The 23895-nt window shown below is 50.5% G+C and carries 22 protein-coding genes; 8 read left to right on the top strand and 14 right to left on the bottom strand.

What is annotated here, in order from left to right:
• Positions 1 to 11: 11 nt before the first annotated feature.
• The 3 genes from Q1A04_RS18160 to carB all read right to left on the bottom strand — a co-directional run bounded on the left by Q1A04_RS18160 (position 12) and on the right by carB (position 6015).
• Positions 12 to 2453 carry a YfhO family protein gene (locus Q1A04_RS18160; protein WP_299708945.1) on the bottom strand — a complete coding sequence of 814 codons (2442 nt, stop codon included), beginning with the start codon at positions 2451 to 2453 and terminating at the stop codon, positions 12 to 14.
• Positions 2454 to 2495: 42 nt separating this feature from the next.
• Positions 2496 to 2768 (bottom strand): DUF4834 family protein, encoded by a 273-nt coding sequence (locus tag Q1A04_RS18155; RefSeq protein WP_299708942.1) that lies wholly within the window; start codon positions 2766 to 2768, stop codon positions 2496 to 2498.
• 433 nt (positions 2769 to 3201) lie between these two features.
• Positions 3202 to 6015, bottom strand: coding sequence for a carbamoyl-phosphate synthase large subunit (gene carB / locus Q1A04_RS18150; RefSeq protein ID WP_299708939.1), 2814 nt, complete (start codon positions 6013 to 6015; stop codon positions 3202 to 3204).
• A gap of 208 nt (positions 6016 to 6223) precedes the next feature.
• Between carB and Q1A04_RS18145 the strand changes: the two genes are divergently transcribed.
• From Q1A04_RS18145 to Q1A04_RS18125, 5 genes are all read left to right on the top strand, one after another.
• The gene (locus Q1A04_RS18145) at positions 6224 to 6445 is read left to right on the top strand and encodes a hypothetical protein (protein WP_299708936.1); all 222 of its coding nucleotides are present in this window, start codon (positions 6224 to 6226) and stop codon (positions 6443 to 6445) included.
• 292 nt (positions 6446 to 6737) lie between these two features.
• Positions 6738 to 7133: a hypothetical protein gene (locus tag Q1A04_RS18140; RefSeq protein WP_299708933.1), complete on the top strand. Its 396-nt coding sequence runs from the start codon at positions 6738 to 6740 to the stop codon at positions 7131 to 7133.
• A gap of 125 nt (positions 7134 to 7258) precedes the next feature.
• On the top strand, positions 7259 to 8623 hold the full coding sequence (locus tag Q1A04_RS18135) for a lysophospholipid acyltransferase family protein (RefSeq protein WP_299708930.1): 1365 nt from the start codon (positions 7259 to 7261) through the stop codon (positions 8621 to 8623).
• Between the two features lie 158 nt (positions 8624 to 8781).
• Positions 8782 to 9285, top strand: a complete 504-nt coding sequence (locus Q1A04_RS18130) for a hypothetical protein (RefSeq protein ID WP_299708927.1) — start codon at positions 8782 to 8784, stop codon at positions 9283 to 9285.
• Positions 9286 to 9377: 92 nt separating this feature from the next.
• On the top strand, positions 9378 to 10892 hold the full coding sequence (locus tag Q1A04_RS18125; protein WP_299708924.1) for an HTTM domain-containing protein: 1515 nt from the start codon (positions 9378 to 9380) through the stop codon (positions 10890 to 10892).
• 33 nt (positions 10893 to 10925) lie between these two features.
• On the opposite strand, the gene Q1A04_RS18120 is transcribed toward Q1A04_RS18125, so the two are convergent.
• The 4 genes from Q1A04_RS18120 to Q1A04_RS18105 all read right to left on the bottom strand — a co-directional run bounded on the left by Q1A04_RS18120 (position 10926) and on the right by Q1A04_RS18105 (position 14323).
• A complete protein-coding gene (locus Q1A04_RS18120) occupies positions 10926 to 11372 on the bottom strand; it encodes a hypothetical protein (protein WP_299708921.1) in 447 nt (148 codons plus the stop codon).
• Between the two features lie 142 nt (positions 11373 to 11514).
• Positions 11515 to 11964, bottom strand: a complete 450-nt coding sequence (locus Q1A04_RS18115) for a hypothetical protein (protein ID WP_299708918.1) — start codon at positions 11962 to 11964, stop codon at positions 11515 to 11517.
• Between the two features lie 242 nt (positions 11965 to 12206).
• Positions 12207 to 13466, bottom strand: coding sequence for a zinc dependent phospholipase C family protein (locus tag Q1A04_RS18110; protein WP_299708916.1), 1260 nt, complete (start codon positions 13464 to 13466; stop codon positions 12207 to 12209).
• Between the two features lie 68 nt (positions 13467 to 13534).
• Positions 13535 to 14323: a phosphatase PAP2 family protein gene (locus Q1A04_RS18105; protein WP_299708913.1), complete on the bottom strand. Its 789-nt coding sequence runs from the start codon at positions 14321 to 14323 to the stop codon at positions 13535 to 13537.
• A 156-nt stretch (positions 14324 to 14479) separates the two neighbouring features.
• Here Q1A04_RS18105 and Q1A04_RS18100 point away from each other — a divergent pair, with 156 nt between their 5' ends.
• A complete protein-coding gene (locus Q1A04_RS18100) occupies positions 14480 to 15022 on the top strand; it encodes a DUF4864 domain-containing protein (RefSeq protein WP_299708910.1) in 543 nt (180 codons plus the stop codon).
• A gap of 27 nt (positions 15023 to 15049) precedes the next feature.
• Here Q1A04_RS18100 and Q1A04_RS18095 read toward each other — a convergent pair whose 3' ends face one another.
• Positions 15050 to 15535, bottom strand: a complete 486-nt coding sequence (locus tag Q1A04_RS18095; protein ID WP_299708908.1) for a GNAT family N-acetyltransferase — start codon at positions 15533 to 15535, stop codon at positions 15050 to 15052.
• A gap of 151 nt (positions 15536 to 15686) precedes the next feature.
• On the opposite strand from Q1A04_RS18095, the gene Q1A04_RS18090 reads away from it, so the two are divergent.
• On the top strand, positions 15687 to 16277 hold the full coding sequence (locus Q1A04_RS18090; protein WP_299708906.1) for a membrane-associated protein: 591 nt from the start codon (positions 15687 to 15689) through the stop codon (positions 16275 to 16277).
• 54 nt (positions 16278 to 16331) lie between these two features.
• Here the strand turns inward: Q1A04_RS18090 and Q1A04_RS18085 are convergent, their stop codons facing one another.
• From Q1A04_RS18085 to Q1A04_RS18070, 4 genes are all read right to left on the bottom strand, one after another.
• Positions 16332 to 17429 (bottom strand): efflux RND transporter periplasmic adaptor subunit, encoded by a 1098-nt coding sequence (locus tag Q1A04_RS18085; protein WP_299708903.1) that lies wholly within the window; start codon positions 17427 to 17429, stop codon positions 16332 to 16334.
• Between the two features lie 41 nt (positions 17430 to 17470).
• Complete coding sequence (locus tag Q1A04_RS18080; protein ID WP_299708900.1) at positions 17471 to 18721, bottom strand: ABC transporter permease; 1251 nt, start codon at positions 18719 to 18721, stop codon at positions 17471 to 17473.
• Between the two features lie 186 nt (positions 18722 to 18907).
• The gene (locus Q1A04_RS18075) at positions 18908 to 20152 is read right to left on the bottom strand and encodes an ABC transporter permease (protein ID WP_299708898.1); all 1245 of its coding nucleotides are present in this window, start codon (positions 20150 to 20152) and stop codon (positions 18908 to 18910) included.
• Positions 20153 to 20197: 45 nt separating this feature from the next.
• Entirely contained in the window at positions 20198 to 20917 is a 720-nt protein-coding gene (locus Q1A04_RS18070; RefSeq protein WP_299708896.1) for an ABC transporter ATP-binding protein, read from the bottom strand.
• Between the two features lie 307 nt (positions 20918 to 21224).
• Here Q1A04_RS18070 and Q1A04_RS18065 point away from each other — a divergent pair, with 307 nt between their 5' ends.
• Complete coding sequence (locus tag Q1A04_RS18065; RefSeq protein ID WP_299708894.1) at positions 21225 to 21788, top strand: hypothetical protein; 564 nt, start codon at positions 21225 to 21227, stop codon at positions 21786 to 21788.
• A gap of 27 nt (positions 21789 to 21815) precedes the next feature.
• On the opposite strand, the gene Q1A04_RS18060 is transcribed toward Q1A04_RS18065, so the two are convergent.
• Entirely contained in the window at positions 21816 to 22568 is a 753-nt protein-coding gene (locus Q1A04_RS18060; protein WP_299708891.1) for a LytTR family DNA-binding domain-containing protein, read from the bottom strand.
• Between the two features lie 16 nt (positions 22569 to 22584).
• On the bottom strand, positions 22585 to 23688 hold the full coding sequence (locus Q1A04_RS18055) for a histidine kinase (RefSeq protein ID WP_299708888.1): 1104 nt from the start codon (positions 23686 to 23688) through the stop codon (positions 22585 to 22587).
• Positions 23689 to 23895: the final 207 nt, after the last annotated feature.

Raw genomic sequence — 23895 nt, 5'->3', positions numbered from 1 at the left:
GGGCCTTGTGCTTATACGATTACTTCTTTTTCAACTTCTTCGGGCTTGCGGCGCATACCGTAAAAAATGGCCCCGCCCAGCACCACTAAGAGCAGGATAGAGGAGATCCACGACACCGTATTGCCTAGTGTATAAGAACTCGGCTCAAACTTAAACTCGATGGTGTGCTTACCGGCTGGCACTTCCATGGCCCTCAGGATGTAGTTCACACGCATGTGATCCACAGGCTGTCCGTTCAGGTATGCCTGCCAGCCATCGGCGTAGTATACCTCCGAGAACACTACCAGTCCCGCCTGCGCCGCATTCACCGCATAGGTCAGCGCATTTGGCTGGTATCCTGTCAGTTCGATGGTAGAGCCATCGGCGTTATAAGTATTCGCTGATGTTTTGAACTTCGACACATCCACCACAGCGGTGGTGCTGGCATCCAAACCATTCAGCGCTTCAATCTCTTCATCCGGATTGTTCACCGTTTTCACCTCGCTCACAAACCATGCGTTGCCCAAGGCGCCCGGCACGCGCTGCACGGGCTGTTGCTGGTCACCCGTAATCACGTAGCGGGTGTTGAGCATGCGCAGCACCTCGAGGTTGTTCTGGGCTATGTGGCGGTCGATCACGTCCTGATAGCGGCGCAGTTTGGCACCGTGGTAACCACCCACTGACTTGTGGAAGTAAGAGGTGCGGGCATCATTAAACGGATTCGGCATGTAAAGCACACGGTAGTGCGGGTCTTTGTCCTGCAGAATCATCTGGTCGGCTGGCGTTGGCTGGAAATGGTTTTCCACCACACGTTTCTCAAAGTCGCCATCGTTGAGGTAGCGCTTGTTCACGCCCCACAGGTCCACCAAAACCAACAGGCCTATTCCTGCCATGGCCATAGTGGCTGAGAGTTTGTTTTTTAGGTAAAAGTACAGCAGGCCAACGGCCAGAGCAATGAACACAAACGAGCGCAGCGCATCGGACCGCATCATGCTCTCACGGTCGGCACGGATGGCATCGATCGGGAAGCCGGATTGCTGCAGCTGGGCATCCACATCGGCCGCAAAACTAGCCGAGCCCGCAAACAGCCATACCAGCAAGCAGACACCTGCTGTAATACCTCCTGAAATCAGGAGCTTCTTGTCTAGGTTTTTGATCAGGTCGCGGTCGCGGATGACTTTGTAGAGTGCCAGTATACCCAGCAGCGGCATCGTGATCTGGGCAATTACCAGCGCCGACGACACTGCTCTGAACTTGTTGTAGCCCGGAAAGTAGTCGAACATGAAGTAGTTGAAAGCCTCAAAATTCTTACCCCAAGCCAATAGGATAGACAAAATGGTTGCGCCCAACAGCCAGATGCGGGTAGGCTTGTGCACAATGAAGAGTCCCAACACGAACAGGAAAACAACAATAGCGCCCACGTATACCGGACCGCTCGTCATGGGTTGTGGTCCCCAGTAAGTCGGAAGGCCCTGTTTCACGATTTGCTCCGCCTGCACGGGTGGCAAACCCATACGTGTAAAGGCGGCGTAGCTTTCTGAATCTTTGTCGAGCTTGGAGCTGCTGCTACCACCATAGAAATCAGGTATAAGCAGCGTGATGGTTTCGCCCACGCCATAGCTCCAGCTAAAGGCATAGTCTCGGTCGAGGCCGCTGGAGGTTTTCTCGCCGCTGTTGGCTACGCTCAGCTCCGACTTGCCGCGAATACTGTGCTGGCTGTACTCAGCCACCGTATAGAGTCTGCCGAAGTTAACGCCCACCGCCAGTACGGCCGCCACGGCCAGCACCAGTCCGCGCTTGATCAGGTCGGCTATTCGGCCCTCTTTCACAGCATAGATCAATTCCACCACCATCCAGACCAGCACCATCAGGAGCATGTAATAAGTCATTTGGAGGTGGTTGAAGTGCAGGTTGAGCGTGAGGCCCAGCGCAAAGATGGCCGCCCCTATCCAGAGGTTCCGCCTGAGGGCATAGAACATACCGGCCAGCACCAGCGGAATGTAGGCAATAGTAAGCGATTTGGTGTTGTGGCCCGCCTCCAGAATAATGAAGTTGTAGGACGTGAACGTGATGGCAATGGCACCAATAATGGACACCCACGTATTGAGCCGCAGCGTGACCAGCAGAATGTAGGCGCAGAGCAGCGTGATGAAGATATTACCCGCCATAGCCGGCAGGTTAAAGGTCAGCAAGGTATGGATGTATCCCGACAGGTCGCCGGAATAGCGTGTGTTGATCAGATAGGAAGGCATACCGCTGAACATGGAGTTTGTCCAGAGGGTCTCTTCGCCGGTGGCCTCGCGGTAATCTTGTATCTCTTTGGCGCCGCCCTTAAACTGCAGGATGTCGTGCTGGGCCATCGCCTTGCCCTCAAACAGGACAGGGGCGAAGTATACGGCGGTAAGAAGAAGGAAAATCAGGATCGCGATGAGATGCGGGAGCACATCGCGCTTAAAGTCAATAGCAGCTGTCATATCTTTCAGGAAACCTCAGAATAGAGCTGAAAGATAGGCTTTTTATTTTATTTCTTCATAATCGACGTACTGCCCGCCGTTGAAATCCTTGCGCTCGGGCTGTTCTGGAATGTAGTCAATTTTGACGCCCTCTTTCTGACGGCCATTATTGTTGGCGCGTGGGTCAGGCCGTTGCTGGTTCATGTTAGAGTAGAAGAAAGTTCCGTTGCGCAGGCTCTTCTTCACAAAGAAAGCCAGCAACCAGCGAAACAGGACAGGAGCAACTAGCCTGATAAAAAAGATAACGAGTATAGTAACGAATATGAACTTAAGCATGATGGTCGGTTAAGGTATAGCCAGCCTACGGCGGCTGCCTATTGTTAACAAAAACAGTACCTGTTCAGATACAATTCCCCTGCCAAAAAGTTTTTCCTGTCATTTCGGCGGGAACGATGCAAAGATATGGATTTTGTGGCCGGCTTAAAAATGAGGGTTATGCTTGTATACATCTTAGCCAAGGCTTATAAACTATTTCGCCCTCGCTCGCGTCCCGCGAGTGTGCGCTATCAGGCGGACTTCCCGAAGGCATTCGGGATCTGGGACTGGTCGCTTTTTTTTGTGCCTGCGACACAAGTGGCGGGACGACACTAGATAACGCACACTTGCGGGACGCGCGCGAGGGCAATAGAACATAAAAGGAAGCTTCGCCGAAAAACAAAAAACCCTCTCCTGTTCGGGAGAGGGTTTTTATTATTTTATATCCTGATCACTACACGCTCAGGTATAGGTTACGCTCGGAGTAAATCTTCACGAAGTAGTCGTCCTGCAGGTCGTCGATAAAGTAGATCGCCTCACCCGTTGACTTCATCTCCGGACCGAGCTCCTTGTTCACTTCTGGGAACTTGCTGTGTGAGAACACCGGCACTTTGATGGCGTAGCCTTCTTTGTGCGGATTGAAGGTAAAATCCTTGATCTTCTTCTCGCCCAGCATGAGCTTGGTAGCATAGTTAATGTATGGTTCGCGGTATGCCTTCGCAATGAACGGGATAGTACGTGAGGCACGCGGGTTGGCTTCGATCACATATACTACCTCGTTCTTCACGGCAAACTGTATGTTGATGATACCCACAGTATCCAATGCCAGTGCGATGCGCTTCGTATAGTCCTCAATCTTCTTGATCACGTTCTCGCTCAGGTCGAACGGAGGCAATACGGCATACGAGTCACCGGAGTGGATACCAGCTGGCTCGATGTGCTCCATGATACCGCAGATGTGCACGTCCTCGCCGTCGCAGATCGCGTCGGCCTCTGCCTCAATGGCATGGTCGAGGAAGTGGTCGAGCAGCACCTTGTTGCCCGGATGATCCTTCAGCAAGTCGATCACGTGGGCTTCGAGCTCTTTCTCGTTGATCACGATTTTCATGCTCTGTCCGCCGAGTACGTAGCTCGGGCGCACCAGTAGCGGGAACTTCAGCTCTTTGCAAAGCGCCAGCGCTTCCTCTGCCGTTTCGATCACTCCAAACGGAGGGTATGGGATGTCGAGGTCACGCAGCAAGGAAGAGAACGATCCACGGTCTTCAGCTAGGTCAAGCGCCTTGTAGCTCGTGCCAATTACCTTGATGCCGTAGCGGTCCAATTTTTCGGCCAGCTTCAGGGCTGTTTGCCCGCCCAACTGCACAATCACGCCCTCTGGCTTCTCATGCAGAATGATGTCGTAGATATGCTCCCAGAACACCGGCTCGAAGTAGAGCTTGTCAGCAATGTCGAAGTCAGTCGAAACCGTTTCCGGGTTACAGTTGATCATGATGGTCTCGTAGCCGCACTCTTTGGCCGCCAGCACCCCGTGCACGCAGCTGTAGTCGAACTCGATGCCTTGACCGATACGGTTCGGGCCGGAACCCAGCACCACGATCTTTTTCTTATCACTCACAATACTCTCATTCTCGCCGTCGAAGGTGCTGTAGAAGTATGGTGTCTTGGCCTCAAACTCGGCAGCGCAGGTATCCACCATTTTGAATACGCGCTCTATACCCAGTTCCATACGAACGGCATGCACTTCGCTCTCCAAACAACGCAGGATGTGGGCTATCTGACGATCAGCGTAACCTTTCACTTTGGCTTCTCGCAACAGTTCGCCCGGCAAGGTTGCCAAGGTATATTTCTCCATCTCCTTCTCCAGCATGTCGATTTCCTCGATTTGGTTCAGGAACCAAGGATCGATCTTCGTCAGATTCTGGATCGTACTGGTAGGTATACCGATGCGCATAGCATCTTTGATGCAGAACAAACGGTTCCAGCTTGGGTTCTTCAAGTTGTATACCAGCTCATCGTAGTTGGTCATCTCCTTGCCGTCAGCACCCAGACCATTACGCTTTATCTCGAGGCTCTGACAGGCTTTCTGCAGCGCCTCTTGGAAGGTACGGCCGATGCCCATCACCTCACCTACAGACTTCATCTGCAGACCCAGTGTACGGTTAGCGCCTTTAAACTTATCGAAGTTCCAGCGCGGTATTTTTACGATCACGTAGTCTAGGGCCGGTTCAAAGTAAGCCGAAGTGGTCTTGGTGATGGCGTTCTTCAGTTCGTCAAGATTATAGCCGATGGCCAGCTTGGCCGCCACCTTGGCAATTGGGTAGCCCGTCGCTTTAGAAGCCAGCGCCGAAGAGCGCGACACACGCGGGTTGATTTCAATACCGATAATCGTGTCGTCATCTGGACTCACAGAGAACTGCACGTTACAGCCGCCTGCAAACTGCCCGATACCGTTCATCATCTTGATGGCCAAGTCGCGCATTTGCTGGTATACCGTGTCCGGCAGGGTCATGGCCGGGGCTACCGTAATGGAGTCGCCGGTGTGCACGCCCATCGGGTCAAAGTTCTCGATGGAACAGATGATGATCACATTGCCGAGGTTGTCACGAAGTAGTTCGAGTTCGTACTCTTTCCAACCCATGATGCTTTGCTCTACCAGCACTTCGTGCACCGGCGAGGCGTGCAAGCCGCGGGTAAGGGCAGCGTCAAATTCCTCAGGGGTATTAACAAAACCGCCCCCCGTACCACCAAGGGTAAACGAAGGGCGAATCACGAGTGGAAAACCAATTTCCTGCGCTATCTCTTTTCCTTCTAGGAACGAGGTGGCTGTTTCTCCCTTACAAACATTCACCCCGAGCTCCAGCATCTTCAGTCGGAATTTCTCGCGGTCTTCGGTAGTCTCGATCGCATTGATGTCCACCCCGATGATGCGAACACCGTATTTTTCCCAGATGCCTGCCTTGTCGCATTCAATGCACAGGTTCAGGGCTGTCTGTCCACCCATAGTCGGCAGCACGGCGTCGATCTTATGCTTCTCCAGAATCTCAATAATGTACTTCTTCTCAAGCGGTTTGAGGTACACATTGTCCGCCGTTACGCTATCGGTCATGATAGTAGCGGGATTCGAATTGATAAGCGTTACCTCAATCCCTTCTTCGCGAAGGGAGCGGGAGGCTTGGGAGCCCGCATAATCAAACTCGCAGGCCTGGCCGATAACGATGGGGCCAGAACCAATAATCAGGATGGATTTAATACTGGTGTCTCTAGGCATGTTGTTTGGTAGGTATAAATTGCCCAAAGTTACCGCAAAATGTTGGGCTAGGCAAAAGAAAATTTGAAGGACTGCGATTCTAGCTCGTTGGTGAACATTAAAATGCTTCCATTGCTCTTCATGTGCTAATTAAAACCCATAAAAAAGGGTACATCTGAACCTTACCGATAGCATACGTAAACAAAGCTATAAACTAACGTGAAGCATTATGGAAACACCACGCGAAGATGACTATATAACCAACTCCGAAGAGAGCGAGCGCCTACCTGAAGAAAACCCGGAACCACTGGAGGGGCTAAAAAAAGAAGAACACGACATACTGGACCCAGAGCCGGAAGGCAAAGAGGAAGGCGGCAACGTGGCTGCCAAGGAAGAAAAGGACACCCGCGAATTGGACGGCAGCAACGCTAACAACCTCAGAACTAAGTAATACAGCCCGCAAAAGACTCGCCCCATCCTTTAAGGCTCTGGCTTGTTTGCATATTAAAAAAACCCGCAGCTGCAGACAATTGCGGGTTTTACTTTTATAATAAGTCCCATGGGTAAGCCTATTTAAACTTTTCCAGAGATGGTTTTTACAGCCAGTGTCATTAAAACCGCACATAGCAGTACATCGCAACATTACTAAAATATTAAATCTGTATTATTTCCTGACTTTTGTTTGGGCTTCAGGCTATTTTTACCTATCATTAGCCTAATATTCAACATTTTACACGGAAACTATGGTGTACCTCCATACAGACTATCTGCTGGTAGAGTACCATGCCTCCAGCCATGTCTTACTGAGCCAGTGGTACGGCAAATGCAGCAGTCTGCAATACCGGCAGGCGCTCATCAAGCTTGTGCGGCTTGCCCGGCAACTGGGGGCACCCTATGCCATCATCGATAGCCGCCTCCTTGCTCCCCTCGATCCGGATGACCTTGCGTGGACCCGCGATGTGTATGCACAGGCGTTCAGCCAGCTTCCACTTAAGCGATCCGCCTCCCTTAATCCCTTCGACCCAACCGCGGAACGCCAGATACAGCAAATTTTTTCATCACAACCCAGTCTCCCCTTTGAAGTGAAAGAGTTTGATGACCTGACCTCCGCCTACGACTGGCTTACCACCGCAGAATAACCTTTGCCACGCTAGCTTGGGCAAGCGGCACCTTCCCCTACTGTTTAATAGCAAGATATTGTTTATATTGACAGGCTAAATAGATGGCCTGCTACCCTAACAGGCGCTGTTGTTTTGAAAAGCGCATGCTATACCTTGTACTTAAGCTAATCCTCCGCACTGGCCTTTGGGTGTTCTTCCGCAGGTTTGTGGTGCGCAACCGGCACCTCATGCCCGGCCGCGGTCCGCTGCTGGTAGTGGCCAACCACCCCAACACGTTTATGGACCCTATTGTGATAGCCTCGCTGCTGCCGCAACAGGTATATTTCATTGCCAAAAGCACGGTGTTCAATTCGCCTTTTCGCAAGTGGCTGCTGCACCGCATGAACCTTATCCCGATACACCGCCGCGAAGACATGTCCGGCTTGCTGCTTGATAACGAAGCAACATTCAGCGCCAGTTACCAAGCACTGGCTGAGCGCAAAACGCTGCTTATTTTTCCAGAAGGCACCAGCTTTAGCGAGAGGCGCCTGCGCAAAATCAAGACTGGCACTGCCCGCATGGCGCTGGGCGCCGTGGATAACACTGCTGACGCGGCCAGCCTGCAAATCCTCCCGGTGGGGCTAAACTACTCTGACCCCACTCGCTTTAGGAGTGATGTGTTTGTGAACGTGGGCAAACCGATTGACGTGGCGCCATACCTTGACCGGTACAAGCAAGATAGTGTGGGCACAGTGAATGAACTGACTGATGTAATACGCCAGCAGTTGGAAAAACTCATCGTCGTGACTCCCTCTGACGACGAAGACACCCTAGTGCGCCAGATTGAACAGGTATACAAAGAACGACTTGCAGAGCAGACCCCTATAGAAGCACCGAGGCATGTGCGTGACTTTCTACTCACGCGGGCTCTTGTGAAGAGTCTAGGGTATTTTATAGAAAGGCAACCCCAGCGGGTAGAGCGCTTTCGTGAGAAAATGCGATCGTACAATCAGCAGTTGCAGGAACTGGACCTGCAGCACCTTCCCTCCATTGAGGAGAACAACGTGCTGCTGCGCCAAAGTCTCATCCGGACTCTGCTCTTGGCTTTGACAGTGCCACTGTACCTGTACGGCCTTATCAATAACTACCTCGCTTACATTATTCCTTCGCGGGTAGCCGATGCCCTTACCGAAGAAAAAGAGTTTCGGGCCCCGATTATGCTGTCGGTGGGCATATTTTCTTTTCCGGTGCTTTACGCGATACAGGCAATAGCCCTCTGGCAGCTTCAGCCTGACAAGACATACCTTCTGCTATACCTTTTAAGCCTTCCGGTTTCGGGGTTTTTTACGCTCCGGTACTGGAACACCCTGCTGCGGGTGCGGGAACATTGGCTGCTGTTGCAGCTTTTCCTTAACAGTAGCCCGGTCGCCGAAGATCTCAAAAGGCAACGTCAGGAAATTGTAGATGAGTTGGATCAGGCCCGTGTAGAGTACCTTCGTTTGCAAGCCAATGGCCAAAACGTCGGATAAGCTCTTCCCTCAGAGCCACTATCACGCCATATTTTCTCCAGATTTTTAGCACCAAAAGCTGAAATAACAGGCGAAATTCCACAAAAAATTATCCAAATAGCGCTAGTTCCGTAAATAGGATACTGAAAACAATTTTACAGTATTACAATCTAAGGACTATGAAAAAGACATTTGTAAATTTACTTGCATCATCATTCGTGTTTGCAACAGTATTAGCAGGTTGTGCTGACACCACCACAACAGGCACTGATACCGACGCAACTGATACGGATACCGAATACGGTACAACCACGGGTACTACTACTGGAACGACTACCGGTACCACGACTGGAACTACAACGGGTACAACGACAGGTACTACAACGGGTACAACGACAGGTACTACAACGGGTACCACTACAGGTACGACGACCGGTACTACAACGGGAACGACCACTGGCACTACGACCGGTACCACTACTGGCACTACGACAGGCACAACAACCGGAACGACTACCGGCACGACCACAGGTACCACTACCGGAACTACAACTGGTACGACTACTGGCACAACGACCGGAACGACCACAGGTACTACCACTGGTACTACCACTGGTACTACCACTGGTACCACTACGGGTACAACAACTGGCACAACCACTATGGGTACAACTCCAAGATAGCAGGAGCGCTACCCATTTTATTTAAACAAAAAGGCAAGCACCATTCGGTTTTTGCCTTTTTGTTTTTTATCTAACCTTTTACACCTGACACCATGAATCAACTGCAACGATACCTACGCCGTGTTTTTACAGTTGACCTCCGTGCCCTAGCCATTATGCGCATTTGGGTGGCCGGTATTATTTTGACCGATCTGGCCATACGCGCTACCGACCTTGAAGCCCATTACTCCAATATGGGTGTTTTGCCGCTCCATGTGCTGCATCAGTTCGGCTGGGATCCTTACCACTTCTCATTTCATACCCTGAGCGGACTCTGGCAGGTACAAGCCGTACTTTTTCTCATAGCGGCCATTTTCGCTGTCTGCCTGCTGCTGGGCTATAAAACCCGTACCGCCACCATCATCAGTTGGGTGCTGCTGGTATCGCTCCAGAACCGCAATACTTTTATCTCGCAAGGTGGGGATGATTTGCTCCGCATGCTGCTCTTTTGGGGGATATTTTTGCCTTGGGGAAAATTCTATAGCTACGACGCCACCAAAACCGAAAAGCCAGAGCTGCAGCCAACTACTTATTTCAGTGCGGCAACGGCAGCCTACGTCATGCAGATCTTTCTGGTGTACTTCTGCACTGCCCTACTCAAAAGCTCACCCGAGTGGACCACCGAAGGTACTGCGCTTTACTATGCGCTCAGCCTCGACCAGATTTTGATGCCTGTCGGCGAGCTGATCTACCCCTATCCAGAGCTACTGAAATTTCTAACCCACATTACGTGGTACACCGAGCTGCTCTTGCCTTTTCTCTTGCTTATCCCTTTCTACAACCATGTATGGCGGCTTGTAGTGGTGGGGGTACTGTTCATGTTCCACATTGGCATTAGCCTGACCTTGTTTGTGGGTCTTTTCTACCTCATCAACATTGCTTCCATCTCGGGCCTGTTGCCACCCAAGGCTATGGACTGGATCGAAAAGCGTCTGCTGTCCTCGTTCAGGCGGCCATTCACAGGGCAGTTTCAGCGCATATTCAAAGGCTTTAAAAGCCCGGCGCAATTGCAGGTGCAGTTCAGTTTGCAGAAACCTCTTCTCACCAAGCCACAGTTACGCTACCTTCGGGAAGGCTTTGTGAGTTTTATTTTGCTTTACTGCATCTGGTGGAATCTGTCGGGGGCAACGCGCCATGTACCGGTCATGCCGCCATCCACCACGTGGCTGGGCAGCCTGTTGCGGGTAGACCAACGCTGGGGTATGTTTGCACCGGCTGTGTTTAAGGACGATGGCTGGTATGTGATGGAGGGCCACACCACCAAAGGGCACCTCATTGACCTGAACCGCGAAGGAAAGGAGGCCGACTATGCCAAACCTGTTTCGGTCATGTCTATGTTCAAGAATGATCGCTGGAGAAAGTACTCTGAGAATTACCTGTTTGTGCACTACGCCTTCCTGAGGCCCTACTACTGCAACTATTTGGTGCGCCGCTGGAACGAAGCGCACCCGACAAATCCTGTGCAGGAACTGCAGGTGGTTTACATGAAAGAATATACCCTGCCTGACTACCAGCCGGCGGAGCCACAGCGGGAAGTACTCTGCACCTGCGCCAACTTACCGGAGTAATGCTGCCGCAGGTACAATGTACCTAGCTACATATTAGCACTTCTTATCGTTACAGGCAAGTGCGCTGCCCACGCCGGCGGCTACTAGACCACCCATCAGGTATAGCCCCACTGTCATGGCGCGGGTGCTGTTGGTGCGGTTACTCGGGTCTGAGCCTAAGCCCATGGGCCCCGGCAGCAGCACAGCACCCGCTCCGGCCCCGGCTCCCAGCAAACTTCCCCTTAGCCAAGTGTCTTTGCATACTCCGACTAGGCTGTAGTACATGGAGTTGGACACAACGTCGGCTACCATGGCCCAAGCACGTAGGGAGCTGCCGGCAGGCGGTTGAGCTCCGGCTTTTTTCATAGCTTTTGATATGGCCCGCATACCCAGCACATCCATGCGGGGCGCTTCAGGTACAAGTCTTCTTAGGGTTTCGTGTGCGATGGTCAAAGCGACTGCTCCCGCCAGTCCGCTCACCAATGCTTTGCTTACTTCCATAGTATTATCTTCTTCATAGCGTGTTGTAGGTTCGATTTTATTGGTAGGTATACGTAATTACATCGTTTGCTATACCTACACGACACAAAAAGCCGGGCTCAACGCCCGGCTCCTTGCAATGTAGCTTCTATACCTGAAAAGACTATCTGTTCTTATTTAGCTTCTTGTTCAGGTTTTTGTTCAGTTTTTCCTGTGCGCTGGCAATCTTAGAGCCCATTTTCCCTTTGCCTTTTCCCATTGAGTTCATGGCTACCCAACCTGCACCTAGTGCCAGCAAAGAACCACCCACTACTTTCTGGGTAGTGCTCAGGCCATTCACTTTGTTCATGGTTGTGTTACCAAACTCCTGCAGTTTGCCTGTCAGGTTGTTCAGGTTCTCCTTTTTGAAAGTATCCTTCCAGTTAGATTTGCCTGCATTGCTAGATGATCCAGACTGGCTGCCAGAAGCGTTTCTCGAAGAAGACGGGTTGTTGCCTAATCCGGAAACAGATGACTGGCTGGCTGAACCGATAGTAGATGTATTAGTTTTCGAGCTGCTCTGAGCCGAAGAATTCTGATTTGATTGCGGATTCTGATTCGCTTTGTTTTCCATAGGTAAGTTAGTTTTAATTAAACACATGTTGATGACCCAGCCGACTTCTACACTTGGCGTTAATTGCCGGGGCATCAGACTTATATTTATCGGTTTTGGGGCGATATAGTTGCAAAAGGCCGAATAATTCCCCCTAGGCACAAACCGAGCCCGCAATAATCACATTTCCCCTACAGATTGAATTTGCATTCCGATAAGCTTCCTAAAACAGGTCATCCATGATTGGGCACACCTAAATGATGTTAAAGATGTAACGCACGGAGCTTCTCCAATGCGTCTTTCACGTCCTCCTGTTCATCCTCCTCTACCTCTTTGATGGCTTTTTTAGGCTGATAAAAGTTCAAAATATCCTGTCGCAAAGCAGGGCTTAGGTGTTCGAAATCAGACTTAGCGAGTTTGAGGACGAGTTCGGAGTAGGTTTCGTCGGTGAGTTTATAGCCTCCGGGCTTGGTTGGCTCGCCGGTATCAAGCTGCATGTTGGTCAGTTTTGGGCTGCCCTCCTGCTTGAACTGCCGAATGAGTTGGTTATAGTTCTCTACCGTCTTGTTGAAGCTGTTGTAAAAAAGGTCCTCAGCTTCTGGCGTAGGTGGCTTGAAGGCAAGCGTGCTCAACGGACCTATTTTGGGCAGTACTTTGATGATCCAAGCCACAAAACGGGCGAAGATGTTGGGTCTCTGGTAATCACTTCCCCACGTCTTATTAAACTCGGCCCGCCGCATGTGGTAGTGAAACTGGCGGCGGGTAGTGCCGGGGTTCGCTTCCTGAATATCGCCTTTCTTTGCCTGCCAAGCTGCCTTGGTGAGGTCGGGCATGAAGCCGCGAATGGTAAAGCGATACGTACTGATGGCCAACGGCACGTTCAGAAACACATCGTTTAACTTAAGTCCGTAGGTTTCCAGAAAGGCCCGCTCCAACAGCTCTTTTGATACTTCGAAGCCGATAAAACGCTGATAGTCATCTGGCGCATAGTTGCCACGGGCTACCTGCAGTACATCAAAGCCAAACTCCGTTTTGATGTGCGACACCGGATCTTCGGCATAGGTTACTTCGTGGCCGTGCTCATTGCGCACTTTAGGGTATACCAGCGCCACGGCCTTGTTAGTCCCCAGCGGATGCCCGTGTATATCGGCGTTGTAGTGCGACATAGCCCCGAGGGCAAAGCCATACTCCTCCACTGTGGTGGCCGACTTAAGAAGATTCTCTACAAAGTCGCCGCTGCGCACATAGTGGGTTAGGTCCGTGAAAAAGGTGTTGCCAAACGGAAAGTAGCCCATGTCCTGCACAATGGAGCCGCCATAGGCATGGGCGTGGGCTTTCTTCAGATCTTCGTCAGAGGCTTTGGGAAAGCGCTTGCGCAGCAAAGGCTCAATGGACTCTTTCCAAGCTGCATCGATGATGGCTTGGTGGGTGAGCACGCCATAGGCGCGAGCGGAGGAAGCCGCCAATAACAGGTATAGGGTGAAGGCCAGCGTGCTCAGCCTGATAAGGGTGCGGTAGTTCATAGGTAAATGGATGCGTCAGGAATTGTACGCAAAATCCGCTGCGATAGATAGTCGGCGCTCTATATTTGTCAGGATGCCCGCAGTTTCTTTCGGGCTTTTAGGTAGCTCATCACCTCCATCAGACTGATACCTAGCAGCACCCACATGGCTCCTAACAGAAAGCCCGCCAGCACATCCGAGAGAAAGTGCACACCTAGGTAAATCCTACTAAAACCGATCATCAGAATTAACACACCGGCAGCTAGGATTGTAAGCCGGCGCTGTCGCCTTTGGTCGAGATGGCGGTACCCAAAATAAGCAAGTATACCCCAAAGCGCTATGCTGGTAGTGGCATGCCCGCTCGGGAAGGAAAAGTTGTGCTCCGGGTAAAAGGCGACCTCCGTGGGCCGGTCGCGGCTGATGAACTTCTTTCCATATTGAACTGAAAGCCCTACCCCTGCCATGGTCAGCCAAAAAGCCAGCACCGCCGTGTAGCGGCGCCTGTACAGAAACACGATGGTGGCCAGTCCGCCAATAGCAAACACGGCTTCGCGCGTGCCCAATTGTGTGAGCGCATAAAAGGTATGGCTCAGCCACTCACTCCGGATACCGTACAGAAAAGCAGTGAAAGCTTCATCTGCATGCACTACTCCTTCAGACTCCACTACATCTTCGGTCAGCTGGGAAAGCAAAGCGGCGTTGATACCGATCACAAACAACAGAATAGTCAGGGGCAGTCCTATAAAGGTGGTCGTGTCGAAGCGGTGTTGCAAGAAGCGAAATACTTTGGGAAAGCGACGGTCCAGTCGCTGCACCAGCGGTTGTCTCGAAAGCCAACCGACCAAGGACTGAAAAAGATATGTGAGGAAGTTCTTCATACAGGAAAAATCCAAACCATATACGTAATCCTCTTACTTTGAGATAGCCAATTCGCCACTTACCTTCAAAAAAGGCCCTTTTACATGGCAAAATGATTAATTGACAACTTCTTAGCTCTATATAAAGTACATAATATTATGAGAGGGTTTGAAAATATGTACGACAAACTCCTGCTCGCTGTGGGGGTTGTATTGTTGGTGTTACTGTGGGTGCAGTTCCCGGCAATGCCAGAGATGGATGCGCAGGACAATGTCCGCTACACATCGGACGAAGCCAAGACTGTGCTTAACTCCAAAGCCCGCTTTCTGAAGCCTTCTAAAGCCCTTTCCCCCCGCCAAGTCATCAAGATACAACTGCACGCACTCCAAAGAAACGATATGACCGACAGTGGCATTATCACTGTTTTCAATTTCTCCTCGCCCGCCAGTCGGGTAAGTCTTGGTCCGCTTAACCACTTCCGGATGATGGTGCGCGACCCGGCCTACAGCCCGATGCTGAACTTTGATTCGTACAAAACAGGAAAGATGATCATTACGGATGACACGGCCTACCAATTGGTAGTAGTGAAAGGCACAAACGGCGAGCAAGTACCCTATCTTTTTATATTGGCCAAGCAACGCAAAGGCATGTACAAAGGCTGTTGGATGACCGTGGGTGTTGCCCGACAGGACAGCAACCGCCAGACCAGCCTGATCTAAACGCTGTACCTGCCCAGAACCGAACACCTAAACTTTAAGAGGCAATTCCATTTTGATATCGGCACGCTCGTAAATACTGGGCGGCATTGGTACTTCCACAAAGCCTAAGCGACGATACAGCGTCAGGGCTGTTTCCAGTCTACGATTAGACACCAAGTATACCATGCGGGCTCCAACTTCACAGGCTTTCCGGATAGCGGCCTCTCCTAACAACTTACCGATCTTCAGCCCCTGCGCCTTGGGGGTTACCGCCATTTTAGCCAATTCATACACCCCGTCATCATCGTTGATCAGCGCACAAGTACCCACGATCTCACCTTGGTAGCTTGCCATTAGAATATAGCCACCCTTGTCTATAATGTAGCTTTGGGGATTACCCAGCGATTTGTGGTCGGCCTCCTCCATGACGAAGTAGCGGGTGATCCACTCTTCGTTGAGGCTGCGGAACATGCCAGCGTGCTGTGGTTCAAAATCCAGTATCTGTACGGTAGCTTCAGTAGTAGCCAAGTGCATAAGGTATTCTAATTTACTGCAAAGGTACGCCTATACCTGCATCATTGTCAAACAGGAGCCCCTAAATGCGCTGTACCTTACAAACTAGCCACCGCACCCAATCCTTTCTAAACTTTACAGGTATAATAGTTATTCTGAAACTCAAACCACAATGCCCGAAACCATTCCGCTTTGGTTGCCCATAGCCTATACCTTATTTCTGTTGGTATTGGTGCCGGTATATTGGAAACACTATGGTCCGGGCAACTTTCTATGGTTTTCGGATGTGGCGCTTTTCTCGGTGGGCATCGTACTCTGGACGGGGAACCACCTTTTGCTAAGCATGATGGCCGTGGGGGTGTTGGGGTTGGAGCTTGTCTGGAACGTGGACTACTTCGGTCGCCTGCTCACAGGCAAAGAGCTATTAGGCTTGAGCGATTACATGTTCCATCAGGACAAGAGCCTGTTCTTGCGGGGGCTCTCCCTTTTCCATGTCTTTCTGCCAGCCATCGTGATTTGGCTGTTGATAGAATGGGGTTACGATACCCGCGCTTTCTGGTACCAGACGGCACTGGCTTGGGTGGTGCTGCCGCTCAGTTACTTCCTCACTAACCCTAAAGAGAACGTGAACTGGGTGTTCGGTCCGGGAAATGAGCCACAGAAAACTATACCTAAGGGACTGTATTTTGTGCTGGCTATGTTGTTTTTTCCAATCTTCATCTTTATACCTTCGCATCTTATTTTGCAGTGGCTGTTTAACTGAGCGCATAAAAAAAGCGGGCTGAACCCGCTTTTTTCTCTCACCTTAAACAAACAATTAAATATTCTGCGGCGCATTGGCGTCCGGCACTTTCACTTTCTCAGAAGTTTTCAGCCCAGACACTACCTCAATGTTGATGCCGTCTGACAGGCCGGTTTTTACTTCGCGTTTTTCAAACACCTGCGGGGCGGTCTCTACTTCCACATAAGACTTCTCTTTCTCGAACTTGAGCAAGCTTTCCTTCACCGCCATTACGTTCTCGCGTTTGTCAAGCACGATATCAGCGTTGGCGCTATACCCTGCCCGGATGAAGTCTTTCTCGTCAAGCAATACCTTGGCACGGATCGGAAATTTGATGGATCCTTCTTCCAGCACGCCTTTCGGGGCAATGTACTCAAGTTCTGCATCGAACACGCGGCCTTCGATCGCACCAATAGTCAGTAAAAGGTCCATTCCTTCTTTCAGCTTGCCCACTTCCGACTCGTCTATCTTGCCTTCGAAAATCAGGCTGCGCATGTCGGCAACCGAGGCGATGGTCGTGCCCTCATTAAAGTTGTTGCGCTCAATGATTGAAGTACCCACTTTCACCGGCACATCCAGCAGCATGCCGTCGATAGTGGAGTATACCAAGTTGGAAGCCTGACCGCTACGCTTGGAGGCACCTTCGCGCACCAGTTGCAGGTTGCTCTCCGCCGACTGCAGAGCTTCGCGCTTCAGGTCGTAGTCTGATTTAAAGCGGCGGTACTCCTGTTCGGCGATCACCTTTTGCTCGTAGAGCTGTTCGTGACGGGCCAGTTCGCGCTTCGCTTCTTCGAAATTGATACGGGCGGTTTCCAGCGTGTTTTGCGCATTGTTCACGTTCACAATGTTGGGCACGATCTTGATCTTGGCCAGCAGCTGCCCTTGTTTCACGATCTGCCCGGCCTCCACATACAGTTCTTCCACAATGCCCGATACCTGTGACTTCACTTCCACCTCTTTACGCGGCACAATAGAACCTGTGGCCACCGTCTTCTTCACGATGTCGGCCTCGAAGGGCTCTTCTGTTTTATACACGATTGGGTCGGTGTTGGCCTTGTTGTAGAAGTACCGGCCCAGCCAAACAGATGCGGCCAGCATGACGATCACGAACAGTCCGATAAAAACCTTTTTCATAGTGCTATACTCTATAATGTTCTTGTTATTCGATCCTAAAATTACTCTTCCTGCAGGGCCACGACCGGATTCACACGGGCCGCCTTGGTGGCAGGTATAAGGCCTGCCAAAGCGCCAGCCACTACTAGTAGTATCGTCGCTGTGACAGCCACAGTCGGGTTTACCTCCGGCGGACCAAAAAAGCCTGCCTGCACGTTGTTGTCCACCATAAAGCCTTCGATGGCCGCGATAAGCCCAGTACCGGCCAGTAACCCGATGTAACCGGCAAAGCCCGTGATCACAATCGACTCTTGTATAATCAGGCTCACGATGGAAAAAGGTGTTGCGCCGAGTGCCTTGCGTATACCTATTTCTTTTGTCCGCTCCTTCACCACGATCAGCATGATATTGCCCACCCCGATAATACCGGCGATGATGGTGCCGATGCTCACCAGCCAACTAAAGCCCGCTATACCTGCAAAGAGCCCCTGCACATCCTGAAACTCTTTCTCCACGTTGGCCGAGCCAAAGGCTTTCAGATCGGTTGGGGCTACTTTGTGCCGCTTCATCAACAGGGCTTTCACTTTCTCCTCTACCACTGCGGCCGGCACGCCGGGCTTGGGCGTCATGGCAAAGAAGTTCACCTGATTGGGTTGGTTAAAGGCCTGTTGCAAGGTCGTGTTAGGTATAAAGATAGTCTGGGCGTCCTGCACCACATCTTCGTCCTTGCCGAGCGGCTTGAACGTGCCTACCACCTGAAAGTAAATGCCTTTGATGCTAATGTACTTGCCAATCGGGTCTTCGCCATCGCCAAACAATAGCTCCAAGGTCCTTGGACCTACCACAGCTACTTTGCGGCGCTCCTCCACATCTTTTTGGTTGATGAAGCGGCCACTCACCACATTGGTCGGCTTGACGTGCAGTACTTCTGGCGTTTCGCCGTTCACGGTAAAAGCCGAGCTTTTGGTACCGTATATCACCGAAAAACTACCGCGCAGTTGGTTACTCGGTGCGATCACACCCACCTCCGGCACAAAAGTCCGAATGGCGTCTATGTCGTCGTTGGTCATCTGGATAAAGCGACCCGCTTTCAGGCCCATATAAGGCACACTGGTGCGCTGCGTCCACACGAACACGGCATTCTTGGCCACATTAAACTCCGCTGTTATACCTTTCTCCAGTCCACGACCGGCCCCCAGCAAGAGCACCAACATGAAAATGCCCCAGAACACCCCAAAAGCCGTCAGCGCCGTACGCAGCTTGTGCTTCTTTACGGTGTTATAAATCTCGGTCCATTTATCAATGTCGATCATGGGTTCATTTTGAATGAGTGAATGAGTGAATGAGTGATTGAGTGAATGTTTATAATTTGAAATTTTGATTGAGAGAATAATTACCCTTTCTCTTTTGGTCTATACTAAAGCTATACCTTTTACTTTTATGATATTCTGGATAAAGCGACACGAGCAAAATATTCACTCAATCACTCATTCAAAATTCTACGCCGCCCTCAGCGCCTCTATCGGCTTGATCCTTGCGGCTTTGAGGGCTGGCATCAGACCGGCTAAGGCTCCGGAGATCACCAGTACCACCGTGGCCGCCAGTGCCACGCCGGGGTCTACTTCCGGATTGGCGAAGAAGGGCGCCTCTGCCCCCGATGATTCCATCAGGTACTCCAGACCAGCGAGTACACCTGTGCCTGCCAGCAAACCCAGATAACCCGAAAAAGCTGTGATTACCACTGACTCCTGCAGGATCAGGCTCACAATAGAGAATGGCGTTGCGCCTAAGGCTTTGCGTACCCCGATCTCGCGGGTACGCTCTTTCACGATGATCAGCATGATGTTGCTCACACCCACGATGCCGGCGATCAGGGTGCCTATACCCACTATCCACACAAATATCTTGATACCATTGAAGAGGCCCATCACTTTCAAAAACTCCGCCTCGGTGTTTTCCACCCCGATGGCCATCTTATCTTCCGTCGAGAACTTGTGGCGCTCGGCCAGCAGGTTACGCAGACGGCCTTCCATGTCCTTGGCACTCACACCGGGCTCGGCTGCCAGTGCTATCATCTGCACTTGATTGGGTTGGTTAAAAGTAGCCTGCAACGTCGAGAAAGGTATGTAAGCCCGCTCCTCGCGGCGGCTACTGTTGTTGCCGCGCATTTTAAAAGTGCCCACCACTTTAAAGTGTATCCCTTTGATGTTGACGTACTCGCCCACCGGATCGGCCTCCCCAAACAGCACTTTGCTTACTTGGTCGCCGATCACGACTACCTTGCGTTTTTCACGCTCGTCAATTTCGTTCAGCAACCTGCCCCTGTACGGAATTTCTCCGTTGAGTTTCAGGAAGCCCGGCTCGGCGCCAAACACCTGATAGGAGCCGTTCTGGGTTTTGTAGTTGATGGTATACTCGCCCAACACCCGGTTGCGAGGAGAAAGTACTTGTATGTTATCCACATCGCGGTGCACCGAGGCCAGATCCTGATTGGTCAGTTTTATCTCCCGCCCCGGCGACATGCCTTTGTGGGCCAGCGCTGTTTTTCCGGTCCAGAGATAGATGCTATTCTTGGCGCCGGCTCCGAAGCGGTTATATACCCCGTTCTCCAATCCTTTGCCCGCACCCAGCAAAAGCACCAGCATAAAGATGCCCCAGAACACGCCAAAGGCGGTCAGGAACGTACGCAGCTTGTTCTTCTGCATCGTCCCGAGTATCTCCTGCCATTTGTCTAAATCGAACATGTTTTGGATTGCTGGTGGTTAATTATGGCTTGTTAATCGTTATCCTTAGCTTTTCGCAGCGACGGCCTCTGCTGCCAATATTGCATCTTCTGCACTATGGTCGTTGTGCACAATCAGACCGTCTTTGAGCCGGATGACGCGGTGCGTTTGGGCGGCAATGTCGTTTTCGTGCGTCACGATCACTACGGTCATACCTTTGCTGTTCACATCTTTGAAGATGTCCATCACGTCGTATGAGGTCTGCGTATCAAGAGCGCCTGTCGGTTCATCCGCCAGAATCAGCTTGGGTTGCGAAATAAGGGCTCTGGCAATGGCCACCCGCTGTTTCTGTCCACCTGACATTTCGTTGGGGGAGTGCTCAGCCCAGTCTTTCAAGCCTACCATGTCGAGGTATTCCAAAGCCAGTTTGTTACGCTGCTTGCGGCCCACATTCTGATAGTAGAGTGGCAGGGCCACGTTCTCCATCGCGTTTTTGAAAGAAAGCAAATTGAAGGACTGGAACACGAAGCCCAGAAACTTATTGCGGTAATAAGCCGCCTTCGCAGCTGACAGGTTTCGGATGGGCGTGCCCGCCAAGGTATAGCTGCCGCTGTCGTAGTCGTCGAGGATGCCAAGGATGTTGAGCAAAGTGGATTTGCCGGAGCCGGATGAGCCCATGATCGAAACCAGTTCGCCTTCCTCTATGTGCATATCAATACCCTTGAGCACATGAAGTTTGTTGTGCCCCACCGCATAGTATTTGTGTATATTTTCCAACTGTATCATAGGCGGCAGACAAAAGTGATGGCAAATAAATTACAAGTATTTGCTAAACAAGGTGCGCTATATAGTGCTAAGTTTTCTAAAACTTATACCTACAGTATTATTATATCGATTGACAGGTATAGTTTGTCTATCAAAACAAGCCTGCAGAAAAGATAAACTCTGACCGGGAACACCTTATTTAAGTTAAAACGAAACTCAATACACGACTATTTTGCCGTGCTCATGATAAAGATGGAAAAGGCAGGCCAAAGGTTGCCTGCGCTCGGGTAAATAATTACTTGCTATACCTTACCTGCGTAGAAAAGCTATGCGATATTCGGTTCTCCCCCAGCCTATCCTCTTTCATCCGCTCAAACATCACTTGGGCTATATCCGGGAGTTCATAGAAACGAATGTAGACGCAGAGGATTCCTATCTGAAAGCACAGCTGAAGACAATCGGCAGTTCGCAGCTTGACCTATACCTTGGCAACTTATCAGCCCAACAAATTGCCCGCGAGACCATCCTATACCTGCAAGCGCTTCATACCCTCTCTCCAGAGGCTTACCAAATCTACCTATCCGACAGCGAAGCAAGGTATAGGGTAATCACGTTGTCCGACGGTAGTAAGTGGGTTTTGCGATGGGGCGTAGTTGAAGGAAGGCACGTGCATCTGCACCCGGCAAGGTATAGCGAGCATACAATCAGGGTTAAAGCCAACACACTCAAAACAGCAGTGGCGGTACACATGGCTGCCCTAAGGTATAACCAGCCAATGGGTTTGGCGTTGGTTAACCAAGTGCGGACTGAGTGGCTTGGGCTAGCTCCTGTACCTGTATATCTACAAGAGAGTCCGTTGGCGAAATTGATACACTCTTTGAGCGGTCTTTAGAGATAGACGAAACAGATAAAACCTGCTCTAGTTGTTGGAATTCATATGCTCTATCAACGTCAAGAAATTTTCTTTGTAAGTATCTCCAACAGGTATAACAGCATCCCCAATAAAGATCCGGCTCCGCTCAATAGAGTCGATTTTGTCAAGTGAAACGATGTAAGACTTGTGCACCCTCACAAACTGACTTTCAGGCAGTTGCTCCTGCATCTTCTTGATATTGCGAAGGGAGAGAATCCGCTCGGAATGGGTATAGATAGACACGTAGTTCTGCAAACCCTCCACATATAGAATATCATCGAGCCTCACCTTCACAATCTTGTATTCCGTTTTCACGAAGATGATATCGCGGGTAGCTTTCCCGACTGGTTTTTCTTCAGGTGGTGGTATAACCGGACCCGTAACCTGAGCGTGTGTAGCTTCAAACTGTTGACGGGCTTTTTGGGCGGCTTTGTAGAAACGGTCGAAAGCAATCGGCTTAAGTAGGTAATCGACCACATTATGCTCATAGCCTTCAAGCGCATACTCAGTATAGGCAGTGGTCAGGATCACGCGGCACTTGTCTCCCAGAATTTTCATCACCTGTATACCTGTCAGCTCGGGCATTTGGATGTCCAGAAAGAGCAAGTCAATTTGCTCTCGCTCCACTATTTTAAGCGCCTCCAAAGCACTGGTAGTACTACCAACAAATTCCAAAAAATCTATTTTATTGATATAATCGGTCAGTATGTCCAGCGCTAAGGGCTTGTCGTCTACTACAAGGCAGCGTATTGTTTTCATGTTGGGGCTTCTCAGTTTAATAAATTTCGGCAGGTATAGCTTCGCCTTTTGATGATCTAGCTTCGACAGCGAAGGTTGTGTTATTCAACTGCAGCGTCAGATCCACGGTATAGGTATAGTCGTCTTCCACAATCTCCAATTTGTGCCTGTCAGGGTATAGCAACTCCAGACGGCGACGCACATTGGTCAGTCCGATACCGCCAGTGCGGTCTTTCTGATCCCTGTTTTTTCTGTTGAAAACCGAGAACAGCAAGGTTTCCTCCTCCACGACCAGACTGATAATAATAGGATGTGCCGGGTCAGTGCAGACGCCGTGCTTAAAGGCATTCTCTACAAAAGAAATCAGCAGGAGTGGCGCAATGTGTTGGTGCGCTGAAATTCCTTCGCAGCTATACGCGATATAAGCGTTTCCTTTCAAGCCTATCTTTTGAAGCTCAACGACATCCTGCAAATAGTCGGCTTCTTTGGTCAGTAAAACCTGTTCCTGTTCACTTTCGCGGAGCATATACCGCAATAACCCCGATAGCTTCAGTAGCGCATCAGGTGCCAGATCGGATTTCTGGTAAGTGAGTGCGTAAATGTCGTTGATCGTGTTGAATAAGAAGTGCGGGTTGATCTGCGACTTTAGGAAGGCTAACTCGGTAGCCAACTTCGCCTTTTCCAGTTCTTTTTTCTCTTCCTGCGTTTTGAAATAACTGACCACATAGCCATACGCTATACCTAGCATCAGGTACATCACACTAGCACGCAGCACACTCTGAAAAATCCAGATCATGGTGATTTCACGTCCGTAGGTAGCCCAGTTAAAATACTTTAAAAGGATAACCTCCAGCAGATAGTGCGCCGGTGTGAAGGCGACCAGCAAGGCCAGCACACTTACTGCATAAACTCCATACCTGCCTTTGCCGAAAAAACGCGGTACCAACACCAAAGCATTAGCATAAAACAGCGCCGCGGTCAGCAGCGTGCGCACAAAGTCAATGGCCGTGGTTTTGTAAAGCGAGGCCAAGGTATACTGTGCATCATAGAAGTAGTAATACTGAAAACCGTAAATCGTATCCTTGAAGAAATCGAAGAACCAGAACAGACAGTGAAAGAGAATGATTTTCTTCTTATTCATCCCTAAAAATAGAAGAATAGAAGAGAATATACCCACCAAAATCCATTAACCCCTAAAATTCCTTTACCAACAGGTTTTTCAGCTGTAGCAAAGCGCTACCGCACCGCATTTCCGGTTCGTCAATTGAAATGGGCTGTTCGTGTATTACAGTCACTTGTACTGTAAGGCCTGTCATATGTTTGTGCAAGTTAAACGAACAACCACGCT

The organism is uncultured Pontibacter sp., assembly GCF_947499215.1.
Lineage (GTDB): Bacteria > Bacteroidota > Bacteroidia > Cytophagales > Hymenobacteraceae > Pontibacter.
The sequence above is the reverse complement of the archived record's forward strand: the minus strand, read 5'-3'. Positions and strand labels throughout refer to the sequence as shown.

Bases quoted from the DNA above. Each gene is read 5' to 3' on its own strand.
- Q1A04_RS18160 (WP_299708945.1), bottom strand. From the start codon at position 2,453: ATGACAGCTGCTATTGACTTTAAGCGCGATGTGCTCCCGCATCTCATC.
- Q1A04_RS18155 (WP_299708942.1), bottom strand. From the start codon at position 2,768: ATGCTTAAGTTCATATTCGTTACTATACTCGTTATCTTTTTTATCAGG.
- carB (WP_299708939.1), bottom strand. From the start codon at position 6,015: ATGCCTAGAGACACCAGTATTAAATCCATCCTGATTATTGGTTCTGGC.
- Q1A04_RS18145 (WP_299708936.1), top strand. From the start codon at position 6,224: ATGGAAACACCACGCGAAGATGACTATATAACCAACTCCGAAGAGAGC.
- Q1A04_RS18140 (WP_299708933.1), top strand. From the start codon at position 6,738: ATGGTGTACCTCCATACAGACTATCTGCTGGTAGAGTACCATGCCTCC.
- Q1A04_RS18135 (WP_299708930.1), top strand. From the start codon at position 7,259: ATGCTATACCTTGTACTTAAGCTAATCCTCCGCACTGGCCTTTGGGTG.
- Q1A04_RS18130 (WP_299708927.1), top strand. From the start codon at position 8,782: ATGAAAAAGACATTTGTAAATTTACTTGCATCATCATTCGTGTTTGCA.
- Q1A04_RS18125 (WP_299708924.1), top strand. From the start codon at position 9,378: ATGAATCAACTGCAACGATACCTACGCCGTGTTTTTACAGTTGACCTC.
- Q1A04_RS18120 (WP_299708921.1), bottom strand. From the start codon at position 11,372: ATGGAAGTAAGCAAAGCATTGGTGAGCGGACTGGCGGGAGCAGTCGCT.
- Q1A04_RS18115 (WP_299708918.1), bottom strand. From the start codon at position 11,964: ATGGAAAACAAAGCGAATCAGAATCCGCAATCAAATCAGAATTCTTCG.
- Q1A04_RS18110 (WP_299708916.1), bottom strand. From the start codon at position 13,466: ATGAACTACCGCACCCTTATCAGGCTGAGCACGCTGGCCTTCACCCTA.
- Q1A04_RS18105 (WP_299708913.1), bottom strand. From the start codon at position 14,323: ATGAAGAACTTCCTCACATATCTTTTTCAGTCCTTGGTCGGTTGGCTT.
- Q1A04_RS18100 (WP_299708910.1), top strand. From the start codon at position 14,480: ATGTACGACAAACTCCTGCTCGCTGTGGGGGTTGTATTGTTGGTGTTA.
- Q1A04_RS18095 (WP_299708908.1), bottom strand. From the start codon at position 15,535: ATGCACTTGGCTACTACTGAAGCTACCGTACAGATACTGGATTTTGAA.
- Q1A04_RS18090 (WP_299708906.1), top strand. From the start codon at position 15,687: ATGCCCGAAACCATTCCGCTTTGGTTGCCCATAGCCTATACCTTATTT.
- Q1A04_RS18085 (WP_299708903.1), bottom strand. From the start codon at position 17,429: ATGAAAAAGGTTTTTATCGGACTGTTCGTGATCGTCATGCTGGCCGCA.
- Q1A04_RS18080 (WP_299708900.1), bottom strand. From the start codon at position 18,721: ATGATCGACATTGATAAATGGACCGAGATTTATAACACCGTAAAGAAG.
- Q1A04_RS18075 (WP_299708898.1), bottom strand. From the start codon at position 20,152: ATGTTCGATTTAGACAAATGGCAGGAGATACTCGGGACGATGCAGAAG.
- Q1A04_RS18070 (WP_299708896.1), bottom strand. From the start codon at position 20,917: ATGATACAGTTGGAAAATATACACAAATACTATGCGGTGGGGCACAAC.
- Q1A04_RS18065 (WP_299708894.1), top strand. From the start codon at position 21,225: ATGCGATATTCGGTTCTCCCCCAGCCTATCCTCTTTCATCCGCTCAAA.
- Q1A04_RS18060 (WP_299708891.1), bottom strand. From the start codon at position 22,568: ATGAAAACAATACGCTGCCTTGTAGTAGACGACAAGCCCTTAGCGCTG.
- Q1A04_RS18055 (WP_299708888.1), bottom strand. From the start codon at position 23,688: ATGAATAAGAAGAAAATCATTCTCTTTCACTGTCTGTTCTGGTTCTTC.